General features: G+C 70.8%; 11 protein-coding genes and 1 riboswitch. Of the genes, 5 read left to right on the top strand and 6 right to left on the bottom strand.

What is annotated here, in order from left to right; all coding sequences use genetic code 11:
- Positions 1 to 1,012 (bottom strand): FAD-binding protein (locus tag V7Q31_RS15125; RefSeq protein ID WP_333834695.1); only part of this gene is annotated, 1,012 nt, incomplete at its 3' end.
- Positions 1,013 to 1,097: 85 nt separating this feature from the next.
- Between V7Q31_RS15125 and V7Q31_RS15120 the strand changes: the two genes are divergently transcribed.
- On the top strand, positions 1,098 to 1,793 hold the full coding sequence (locus V7Q31_RS15120; protein WP_333834694.1) for a DUF599 domain-containing protein: 696 nt from the start codon (positions 1,098 to 1,100) through the stop codon (positions 1,791 to 1,793).
- Positions 1,794 to 1,799: 6 nt separating this feature from the next.
- Here the strand turns inward: V7Q31_RS15120 and V7Q31_RS15115 are convergent, their stop codons facing one another.
- From V7Q31_RS15115 to V7Q31_RS15095, 5 genes are all read right to left on the bottom strand, one after another.
- Complete coding sequence (locus tag V7Q31_RS15115; RefSeq protein ID WP_333834693.1) at positions 1,800 to 3,938, bottom strand: patatin-like phospholipase family protein; 2,139 nt, start codon at positions 3,936 to 3,938, stop codon at positions 1,800 to 1,802.
- A gap of 90 nt (positions 3,939 to 4,028) precedes the next feature.
- Positions 4,029 to 4,250, bottom strand: coding sequence for a Trm112 family protein (locus tag V7Q31_RS15110; protein ID WP_442976648.1), 222 nt, complete (start codon positions 4,248 to 4,250; stop codon positions 4,029 to 4,031).
- Complete coding sequence (locus V7Q31_RS15105) at positions 4,247 to 4,903, bottom strand: LON peptidase substrate-binding domain-containing protein (RefSeq protein WP_333834692.1); 657 nt, start codon at positions 4,901 to 4,903, stop codon at positions 4,247 to 4,249. The genes V7Q31_RS15110 and V7Q31_RS15105 overlap by 4 nt, the downstream gene beginning before the upstream one ends.
- A 15-nt stretch (positions 4,904 to 4,918) precedes the next feature.
- On the bottom strand, positions 4,919 to 5,827 hold the full coding sequence (locus V7Q31_RS15100; protein ID WP_333834691.1) for a tetratricopeptide repeat protein: 909 nt from the start codon (positions 5,825 to 5,827) through the stop codon (positions 4,919 to 4,921).
- 115 nt (positions 5,828 to 5,942) lie between these two features.
- Positions 5,943 to 6,485 carry a prolyl-tRNA synthetase associated domain-containing protein gene (locus tag V7Q31_RS15095; protein ID WP_333834690.1) on the bottom strand — a complete coding sequence of 181 codons (543 nt, stop codon included), beginning with the start codon at positions 6,483 to 6,485 and terminating at the stop codon, positions 5,943 to 5,945.
- Positions 6,486 to 6,685: 200 nt separating this feature from the next.
- A riboswitch (guanidine-I (ykkC/yxkD leader) is annotated at positions 6,686 to 6,791 on the top strand.
- A gap of 90 nt (positions 6,792 to 6,881) precedes the next feature.
- Here V7Q31_RS15095 and V7Q31_RS15090 point away from each other — a divergent pair.
- The 4 genes from V7Q31_RS15090 to V7Q31_RS15075 all read left to right on the top strand — a co-directional run.
- A complete protein-coding gene (locus V7Q31_RS15090) occupies positions 6,882 to 7,973 on the top strand; it encodes a putative urea ABC transporter substrate-binding protein (protein ID WP_333834689.1) in 1,092 nt (363 codons plus the stop codon).
- 34 nt (positions 7,974 to 8,007) lie between these two features.
- Entirely contained in the window at positions 8,008 to 8,820 is an 813-nt protein-coding gene (locus tag V7Q31_RS15085) for an ABC transporter permease (RefSeq protein WP_333834688.1), read from the top strand.
- Positions 8,817 to 9,584, top strand: coding sequence for an ATP-binding cassette domain-containing protein (locus V7Q31_RS15080; protein ID WP_333834687.1), 768 nt, complete (start codon positions 8,817 to 8,819; stop codon positions 9,582 to 9,584). The genes V7Q31_RS15085 and V7Q31_RS15080 overlap by 4 nt, the downstream gene beginning before the upstream one ends.
- On the top strand, positions 9,568 to 10,331 hold a 764-nt coding region (locus V7Q31_RS15075), incomplete at its 3' end, for an arginase family protein (RefSeq protein ID WP_333834686.1). The genes V7Q31_RS15080 and V7Q31_RS15075, both read left to right, overlap by 17 nt.

The following is a 10,331-nucleotide window of genomic DNA, read 5'->3' as shown; positions in this document are numbered from 1 at the left end:
CGAAGGCCGACTTGCGGCCGAGCCAGATGCGCTTGCTCTCGTCGGCGCTCTGGCTCTCGCGCATGGCGATGGGGCCGTGCCGCTCGGCGATGCGGCGGATGCGGGCGAGCTGGTCCTCGATCTCCGCCTCCGAGCCCTCGACCTCCACGATCAGAAGCGCGGCCGCGTTCAACGGATAGCCCGCCTTCGCGTGATTCTCGCAGGCGCGGATCGCCGGGCCGTCCATGAACTCCAGCGCGACCGGCAGCACGCCCTCGCGGATGATGTCGGCCACGCAGGCGCCGGCGACTTCGGAGCTGTCGAAGCCGAACATGATCGGCCGCGCGCCGAGCGGGCTGCGCAGGATGCGCAGCGTCGCCTCGGTCACGACGCCGAGCTGGCCCTCGGAGCCGCAGATCAGCCCGAGCAGGTCGTAGCCCGGCGCGTCGAGCGCCGCGCCGCCGATCTCCATCACCTCGCCTTCCATGCTGACGAAGGTGACGCCCATCAGGTTGTTGGTGGTCACGCCGTATTTCAGGCAATGCGCCCCGCCCGCGTTCATCGCGATGTTGCCGGCGATCGCGCAGGCGAGCTGGCTGGAGGGGTCGGGCGCGTAGAAGAAGCCCCGGTCGGCCACGGCTCCGGTCACCGACAGGTTGGTGACGCCCGTCTGCACCCGGATGAATCGGTTGTCGGTGTCGATCTCCAGCACCTTGTTGAGCCGGGCGACGCCGAGGATCACCCCGTCCTCGACGGGCATCGACCCGCCGGCGAGCGACGTGCCCGCCCCGCGCGGCACCACCGGAACCTTCTCCTTCCGCAGGAATTTCAGCGCCTTGGCGACTTCCTCGGTCGTGCGTGGCAGGATCACGGCGAGCGGCATCCGCCGATAGGCCGAGAGCGCGTCGCATTCGTAGACGCGCAGGCCCGCCGGGTCGTCGATCACCGCGTCCTCGGGCAGGATCGCGCGCAGGCCCCGCACGATCTCGGCGCGGCGGCCCAGAATCCGCTTGTCGGGCTCGGGCATCTGCATGGCGTGGTCCTCCCTGACCGTTTGCGGACCAGCTAGCGCGCGCGGAGGGGCTTTGCCAATCCGTCGCGCGCGCTATGGTCGCGCAATGATCGACGCCCCGGCCCTGTTCGACGCCTTCGGTCCGCTCGATCTGGCGGCGCTCGCCCTGCTGTTCGGCGGCTGGGCGCGGATGGAGGCTCTGGTGCGCCCGAAACCGGGCAAGACCCCCGCCACCGCCGAGATCATGGCGCGCTGGAGGGCGCGCTGGTTCGCGCAGACCGCCCTGCGCGAAAACCGGATCATGGACGCGCAACTCGTCGGCTCGCTGCGCAGCGGCGTCGCCTTCTTCATCTCGGGCGCGCTGCTGGCGCTCGGCGGCGCCATCGCGCTGATCGGGCAGGCCGACCGCGTCGCTTCGGTCGCGGTAGACCTGGCGGGGGCCGAAACCGCGCCGAGCGCGATCTGGACGCTGAAGCTGCTGCTGGTGATCGCCGTGCTGGCGGTCGCCTTCCTGCATTTCGTCTGGTCGCACCGCATCTTCGGCTATTGCGAAGTGATGGTCGGGGCGATCCCGCCGCATGACGACCCGGAGGCGCCGCGCGTGGCGGCGCGCGCGGCGCGGATGAACGTCCTCGCAGCCCGCAGCTTCAACCGCGGCCTGCGCGCGATCTATTTCGCGCTGGCCGCGCTCGCCTGGCTGCTCGGCCCGGTCGCGCTTGCGCTGGCCTCGGCGCTGACGCTCTGGATGCTCTACCGGCGCGAGTTCCTGTCCGACACCCGCCGCGCCGCGCTGGAGGACTGACCGCCCTCAGCCCAGATCGTCGGTCACCTCCATCCCCGGCGTCAGCCGCCGTAGCCAGCCTGGGCCGTAGGGCGCGAGGTGGTGGAGGTCGTGCTTCGCGCCGTCCGCCTTGCGCGACCCGTAGCGCTCCAGCCGGTAACGTTTCGGAACCTCGCCATAGCGCAGCGCCCGGAAGGCCCGCGCGACCGCCTCGCGCAGCGCCGCGTCCGGGCCATCCTCTCCGGCGAGCGCGCGGGCGGTTCCCTCGACCGAGCGCAGATGCGGCCCCGGCCCCGCGAGATGCGCCAGCACCTTCCGCCCGACAGGCGTGCGGATGTCGGCGGGGAAGGTCGCGAAGATCTGGTCGCGGTCGAGCAGGGCCGCCTCGATCTGGCGGCAGATCGTCGAATGCGCCGCGTCGCGCAACCCGTTGGCCCAGAGCCGGCGGATGAGCCAGCGCGCCGCGCCCACGCCCACATTGCTCCGCAGCCCCGCCTCGAACACCTTGTCGAGCCGCCGCCCGATCCGCCGGAACGTCTCGTCGAGCCGGCCGAGCGGCATCTGCGCCCATGCCGGCTGCGCCACCGGCGGCTCGTCCGGGTCGGGCGTCAGGATCGGGCGCATCGCCAGATCGCCGGGCGCGGCGTCGCCGAACACCTCGTTGCGGGCCGCGAGCGTGAAATGCGCGCGCAGGAAGCGCTGGCAGTTGTGCTGGCCGAGCAGGAAATCGTGCCGCCGGAACGCCTCGTCGAAAAAGCCGCTGAAGCCGCCGAGCGCGCCGCAGGCGATGGCCGCCGCCCCGTCGATCGGGGTCTCGTCGGCGTCCCGCCGGCGCGGCGCGATCAGGAAGCGCGAATGGACTTCGGAATCCGCGGCGGCGACCAGTTCCTCGGGCTTCAGCCGCGCCTGCGCGATCAGCGCGCCGAGCAGGGGCCCTGCGACCGACGCTATGGCGCGCGCCATCATGTCGTCGGGGTCGGTCAGGCGGAACGAGGGGCCCTCGGGGAAGGGGTCGATCATCAGCACGGCGCGGTCGGCCTTGTCCGCCTCGCGCGGGTTGATCCCGAGCCGCCAGTCGGCGGGATTGACCGGGTCCACCGGCGGCAGCAGCGTGAAGCGGGCCAGTTCGAAGGGCTCGTTGTTGCAGACCCCGCCATCGACCGCGACATAGGTCGCGTCGGCCCCTTCGGGCGCGCCGGTCCAGTCGGGGCGGGGGCGCTGGTCGGGGTCGATGCGCAAGGGCCAGGCGCCGCCTCGCGCCCGCCCCCCGGCCTCGCGCGGGCAGAACTCGTCCATGTCCGCGCGCACGATCCGGGCGGCGAGCCCGCCGGGAAACGCTCCGGTCGCCATCGCCGTCTCGCGGAACTCGGTCCAAGCGGTCGCGCGGTCCCCCAGTTTCTCGCGGCGCGAGAAGTCGATGGTCTCGGCGAGGTCGAAAGGCAGGCTCAGCGCGATGCCGTCGTCGCGCCAGATGTCGAGCCAGCGCGAGCCGATCTCGACCGAGCCGAGCCCCCGCACCCGGAAATGCCGCACATTGGCGTGGTTGGCCATGCGGTGGCCCGCCCGCTCGCCGCCGCCGAACGGCACCTGATAGGGCGCGCCGTTGAGGTTCGTCGTGGTGAAGAACAGCTCGAAGGGCTCGGCGATGAAGGCGTAAGGCCGCCCGGTCCAGACGCAGCCGGCGAGCGCCTCGTCCGCAGCGACGTCGAGCGCCTCGCTGTCGAGCGCCGACATCAGCGCGCCGGAATGGGCGCGCAGATCGGCGTCGCCGAGCAGTCCGCCGCCCTTCGCGTCGTAGAGCCTCAGCCGGTCGACCCAGATGTCGTGCAGGGGCCCGAGGATCGTGTCGTAGTCGACGACCCTGGGCGCCTCGGGGGCGCCGGGGTCGGGCGCGTCGAGCGGGTCCCAGGCGACCGGGCTGTAGCGCTCGCGCCGATGGTCGAGCCCTCGGATCAGCGAGGCGACGGCGAGCGCCCCCGAAACGCCGCCCGCCGACGCGCCGCTGACCACCTTGAGCACGACCCGGTGGCGCGCGCGCCCTGCGGCCCTCGCCCGCTCATGCGCGTCGAGCGCGCGGATGAGCTGGTCGAGCACGCCCGCCGTGTAGGCGCCGGCGGACACGGCGCCCGCCATGGTGAGTCCGATGACGAAGGTTTTCTCGGTCATGGCGCGCCCCCCGCATGGTTCGCGCGCATGTTAACCGATTCGATGCGCCGTCCCACTGCGCAGCGGGCGACCGCCCAACGCGGCGTCGTCTCAGTCGTCGAGCGCGCGCGCCTCGTCGGGGAGCATGATCGGGATGCCGTCGCGGATCGGGAAGGCGAGGCCCGCATTGCGCGACACCAGCTCGAGGCGCGCGGCGTCGAAGGCGAGCGGCCCATGGGTGATCGGGCAGACCAGCGCCTCCAGCATCCGCCGGTCGAGACCGGGGGCTGCGCGGGGATGGTCGGGGGCGGCGGGCGCGTCTTTCTCGGTCATTGCAGCGATCCCGTGTCTTCGCCGCGCGAGGCGATGGCGAACTCCATCAGCGCGCAGATCGTCTCGCGCCGCTCGGCCAGCCGCGGCGCCTCCAGCAGCGCCTGCTTCTCCTCCACCGCGAAGGGGCAGAGCATCGAGAGCGAATTGACCAGCATCTCCTCGTCGGCCTCCTCGAGGCTCGACCAGTCGCTCGACAGGCCCGACGCCTCGAAATAGCGCTTGAGCAGGCCCAGAAACGCCTTGCGGTCGAAACCGGGATCGGAGTCGCGGGCGGTCAGGTCGCGGGCGAAATCGACCCATTCCGCCTTCACCCGGCGATAGGGGTGGAAGCCCTCGACTTCCTCGCCGACCCGGAACCGGCAAATCCCGGTCAGAGCGATCAGATAGCGCCCGTCCTCGGTCTCGGAGAAGCTGGTGACGCGTCCGGCGCAGCCGATGCGGCGCAGCTTGGGCGGCGCGTCGCCGGTCTTCTCGAGCGGCTGGATCATGCCGATCAGGCGATGCTCGGTCTTCAGGGCGTCGTCGAGCATCGCGAGATAGCGCGGCTCGAAGATGTTGAGCGGCAGACGCGCGCGCGGCAGCATCATCGCGCCGGCCAGGGGGAATACGGCGATCGTCTCGGGCAGGTCGGCGAGGGCGAAGCGTCGGGACAATTGGCGGCCTTCCGGTCAGGCGAAAATCATCGAGGACAGCCGGCGCCGGCCCTTGGCGACCAGCGGGTCCTTCGGGCCGAGGCTGTCGAACAACTTGAAGAGTTGCGCGCGCGCCGCCCCGTCGTTCCACTCGCGGTCTCGGCGGAACAGTTCGAGCAACTCCTCCACCGCGCCTTCATTGTCGCGCGCGGCGATCAGCGCCACGGCGAGGTCGAAGCGGGCCTGATGGTCGTCGGGGTTCGCGGCGACGCGGGCCCGCAGCTCGCCGGTCTCGCCGGCGCCGGCGGCGGCTTCGGCGAGGTCGAGGGCCGCGCGGGCGGCGACGATGTGGGCGTCCTGCGCCTTGGCCGCGGGGGCGGCGTCGAGCGTCGCGCGCGCGTGGTCGACGTCGCCGAGGGCGAGATAGGCGCGGGCGAGGCCGCCGATCGCGCGCGTCTCCTCCGCGCTCTCGCCGAGGATGGCGGCGTAAACCTGCGCGGCCTCCGCCGCCTCGCCCTTGTCGAGCATCTCGTCGGCTGCGTCGAGCGCGTCGCCGAGCGGGTCGCCGCCCGGCCCCATCGCCGCGACCTTCTCGACGAATGCTTTAACTTCGGAAGGGGGGAGCGCGCCCATGAACCCGTCGACCGGCTGGCCGTCGACGAAGGCGAAGACGGCCGGGATAGACTGGACGCGAAGCTGGCCGGCGATCTGCTGATGCTTGTCGACGTCGATCTTGACGAGTCGCGCGCGCCCCTTGGTCGCCGCCACCGCAGCCTCAAGCGCCGGGCCGAGCTGCTTGCAGGGGCCGCACCAGGGCGCCCAGAAATCGACGATGACCGCCGCCTCGCGCGACGCGTCGATCACATCGGCCATGAAAGTGGCGTCGGAGCCGTCCTTCACAAAATCCGCCGCGCCGGCGGAAGGCCTTTCGCCAAGTCCGAGCATTCCCGCGTCTCCCTTGTCGCAGCGCGTCGCCGTCTGCGCTCGCGTCTATCTAGCGCGGCCTCGCCGATCTTCCCAGAGGCGACGCCCGGATTAGGGGACCGCGGGCTGCGCGCGCTCACCCCGCGGCGGCGCGCCCGCGCGCATGCTCTGCGGCGAGCGCCTCGAGCGCGTCGAAATCCAACTCGACCGCGTCATGGCCGGTCGCGGCGACGAAGGCCCGCAGCGCCTGCGCGTCAATCGCCACAGTCGCGTCGTTGCGAAGCGGGTGGACGTTCACCGGGTCCATGTCCAGCATCTGGGCGTCGAGGACCACCCGCACGCGCGGCGGCGCGTCGTTGACCAGCGCGAGCGGCGTCACCGAGCCGGGCTCGACGCCGAGCGCGTCGCGCAACGCCTCGGCGCTGGCGAAGCTGACGCCCTTCGCGCCGATCCGCCGCTCCAGATCGCGGATGCGGACGCGCCGATGCGCAAGACAGGTCGCGAGCCAGAGCTGGCCGGACTTCTCGCGCAGGAACAGGTTCTTGGTATGCGCTCCGGGCAGATGCGCGGTGACATGCGCGCTCTCCCGCACGGTGAAGACGGGTTCGTGCTCGACCAGCGTCCAGCGCGCGCCGAGCCGCGCCAGAAGCGCCATCGCCGCCGCTTCGCCTGTGGACATCCCGCGCTCCCCCGCGATTTTCGCGCAGCCTAGCCGGCGGGGCGGGCGGGTTCAAATCCCCGCGCAGGTCGCGGCCGCGTTCTGGCGTCGAAAGCGGCGCCGCCAAGTTCCGGCGCCCAAGGGGGAGGCGCCAGCCCGATTTCGCACGGGCGGCGCCGGGTCGCGATTGCCGGGGGCGGGCGCGGCTGGCAGCTTCGGCCTCGCAGGGCGTCTAGGGTTCCGCCTTTTCGAAGGGTCCGGTCCGAGAGACGCCGCCGGGGCGACGGCAGCCGCGCCGGTACACGGCGGGACAAAATCCCGGGAGAGCACTGCGTCCGGTCCGACCGCGCCTCTCTCCGTTCCGCAGGCGGTCGCATGGCCTCGATCTTTTGCGGAACGCTGGACAGGAGGCGGCACATGCCCCACCGCGACTTCACCGCTGCGCTGCGCGGCCTCGCCTTCGGGGGCGCGCTCGGCGCGGCCCTTCTCTCGAACGCTCCCGCCGCGCTCGCGCAGGAGAAGACCGAGTTCCGCCTCGCCTGGTCGATCTATGTCGGCTGGATGCCCTGGGGCTACATCGAGGACAGCGGCATCATGGACCGCTGGGCCGAGAGATACGGCATCGACGTCGAGATCGTGCAGATCAACGACTATGTCGAATCGATCAACCAGTACGCCGCCGGCGCGTTCGACGGCGTCTCCGCCACCAACATGGACACGCTGTCGATCCCTTCGGGCGGCGGCGTGGACACGACTGCGCTGATCGTCGGCGACTACTCGAACGGGAACGACGCGGTGATCCTGAAGGGCGAGGGCGATCTGACCAGCCTTGCGGGCAAGAAGGTCAACCTCGTCGAACTCTCGGTCTCGCATTACCTGCTGGCGCGCGGGCTCGACAGCGTCGGCCTGTCGGAGCGCGACCTCGGCGGAGTCGTCAACACCTCCGACGCCGACATGATCGCGGCCTACGCGACCGACGATGTCGAGGCGGTGGTCACCTGGAACCCGCTCGTCTCCGCCATCCTCGAAACGCCCGGCGCCAACAAGCTCTTCGACAGCTCCGACATTCCCGGCGAGATCATCGACCTGTTGGTGGTGAACACCGAGACGCTCGCCGCCAATCCCGCTTTCGGCAAGGCGGTGACGGGCGCGTGGTACGAGGCGATGGCGCTCATGTCCTCCGACACCGAGGAGGGTCGCGCCGCGCGCACCGCCATGGGCGAGGCGTCGGGCACGGACCTCCCCGGCTACGATGCGCAACTCGCCTCGACGGCGATGTTCTACGACCCTGCCGAAGCCGTGGCCTTCACGCAGAGCGCCGAGCTGCCGCGCACCATGGTCGAAGTCGCCGAATTCCTGTTCGACAAGGGAATTCTCGGCGAGGGCGCGCCGAGCGCCGATTTCGTCGGCGTCGCCTATCCCGACGGTTCAGTGACGGGCGATCCGGGCAACGTCAAGTTCCGCTTCGACACCACGTATATGCAGATGGCGGCGGACGGCGCGCTCTGAAAAGCCGCGCTGAGGGCGTCGAGGAGAGCGGGCCGTGCGGCTCATCAACCGGCGACCGGGCAGGGCGTTTGGGGCGTTTCTCGCGCTCCTGCCTTTCGCGGTCGCGCTGATCGCCTATGCGGTCGCCTCGGATATGCGGCTGTCGGTCAACCCCGCCGACAAGTTGCTGCCGGCGCCCTCGACCATCCTCGCCACCGCCGAGCGGCTGCTGACCGAGCCCGACCGGCGCAGCGGCGTCATCCTGTTCTGGAGCGACACCTGGGCGAGCCTCGCGCGGCTCGGTCTCGGCGTCGGGATCGCGGCGTCGCTGGGGCTGGCGCTGGGGCTGCTGATCGGGCTTCTGCCGCATGTGCGCGCGGGGCTCGCGGGGTTCGTCGCGGCTCTGTCGATGATCCCGCCGCTCGCCGTGCTGCCGATTTTGTTCATCGTGTTCGGGCTCGGCGAAGTCTCCAAGGTGGCGCTGATCGTGATCGGCGTCGCGCCCTTCCTGATCCGCGACATGGCGCAGCGCGTCGTCGAGTTGCCGGCGGAGCAGATCGTGAAGGCGCAGACGCTCGGCGCGTCCAGCCTCGGGATCGCGCTGCGGGTGGCGCTGCCGCAGGTCATGCCGCGGCTGATCCAGTCGGTGCGCCTCAGCCTCGGGCCGGCCTGGCTGTTCCTGATCGCCTCGGAGGCGGTCGCCTCCGAATCGGGCCTCGGCTACCGCATCTTCCTCGTGCGCCGCTATCTCGCGATGGACGTGATCCTGACCTACGTCGCCTGGATCACGGTGCTGGCCTTCCTGCTCGACGTCGCGCTGCGCCTCATCGGCCGCCGCCTGTTCCCCTGGAGCGGGGCGTCGCTGTGAGCTTCGTGACAGTCGAGAACGTCTTCCAGAGCTATGCGGGCCGCCCGATCCTCGAACGCGTGTCGCTGACGGTGGACGAAGGCGAGTTCGTCTCGATCGTCGGCGCCTCGGGCTGCGGCAAGTCGACGTTTCTGCGGCTCCTTCTGGCGCAGGAGACGCCCTCTCGCGGCGAGATCCGCATCGCCGGCGCGCCGCCCGCGCGCGAGCCGGGGCCGGAGCGGGGCGTGGTGTTCCAGCGCTATTCTGTGTTCCCGCATCTGAGCGTGCGCGACAATCTCGTTGCAGCGCAGGCGTTTCGGGCGCGATCTTCGGGCTTCATCTTCGGCGCGGCGAAGCGCGCGGCGCGGGCGCGGGCGGAGGAGACGCTCGCGCGCATCGGCCTCGGCCATGTGGCGGGCCAGTATCCCGCGTCGCTTTCGGGCGGCATGCAGCAGCGCCTCGCCATCGCGCAGGCGCTCGCCGCGCGCCCGCGCATCCTGCTGCTCGACGAGCCTTTCGGCGCGCTCGACCCCGGCACGCGGCTGTCGATGCACGATTTCCTGCAGGAGTTGCGCGCCGAAACCGGCATGACCGTCTTCATGGTCACCCACGACCTTTCAGAGGGCTTCAAGCTCGGCGACCGCGTGCTGGTCTTCGACAAGCCGCGCTGGGACCCCGACGACCCCGAAGCCTACGGGGCCACCATCACCTATGATTTCGACGCGCGGAACGGCGGATTTCCGTTCCAGAGCCTCAGGGAGAGAGACGATGCAGACCCGTCCTGACCGCAGCCGCTCGCACCACCCGCGCGAGCGCGCCCGCGCGGACATCCGCCGCCACCACCCCGACCTCAGCCAGCTTCTGGGTTGGAAGGCGATGCAGGCCGAAGCCGACATCCCCGGCGCGGAATGGGAGAAGGAGAAGGCCTGGGCGCTGCGCATGGGCCTGACCGCCGCCGACAGCATCCAGGACCGCTCTATCCCCACTTTCGCGCGCGGCGAGTTGCCCCATTACGCTGGGATCAACACCTTCCTGAAGGCCCCCTACGCCGAGGACGTGACCGAAGTCGGCCTTTACGACGCCACCGTGCTCGGCGCGCCCTTCGACGGCGGCACGACTTACCGCCCCGGCACGCGCTTCGGGCCGCAAGGCGTGCGCAAGATCAGCGCGCTCTACACGCCCTACAATTACGAGATTGGCGTGGACCTGCGCGAACAGATGAGCCTGTGCGACGCCGGCGACATCTTCACCATCCCCGGCAACATCGAGAAGACCTTCGACCAGATCAGCCGCGCGGTCGCGCATGTGTTCTCGTCGGGCTCCTTCCCGATCATCGTCGGCGGCGACCATTCGATCGGCTTCCCCTGCGTGCGCGGCATCGCGCAATGCACCTCCAAGAAGATCGGCATCGTGCATTTCGACCGCCACGCCGACATTCAGGAGCGCGACCTCGACGAGCGGATGCACACCACGCCGTGGTTCCACTCGACCAACCTGCCCAACGTGCCGGCGAAGAACCTCGTGCAGGTCGG

Origin of the sequence: Rubrimonas sp., from assembly GCF_036788415.1 — a bacterium.
In the GTDB taxonomy this organism is placed as follows: domain Bacteria; phylum Pseudomonadota; class Alphaproteobacteria; order Rhodobacterales; family Rhodobacteraceae; genus Rubrimonas.
This window is presented reverse-complemented; position numbering and strand designations above follow the sequence as displayed.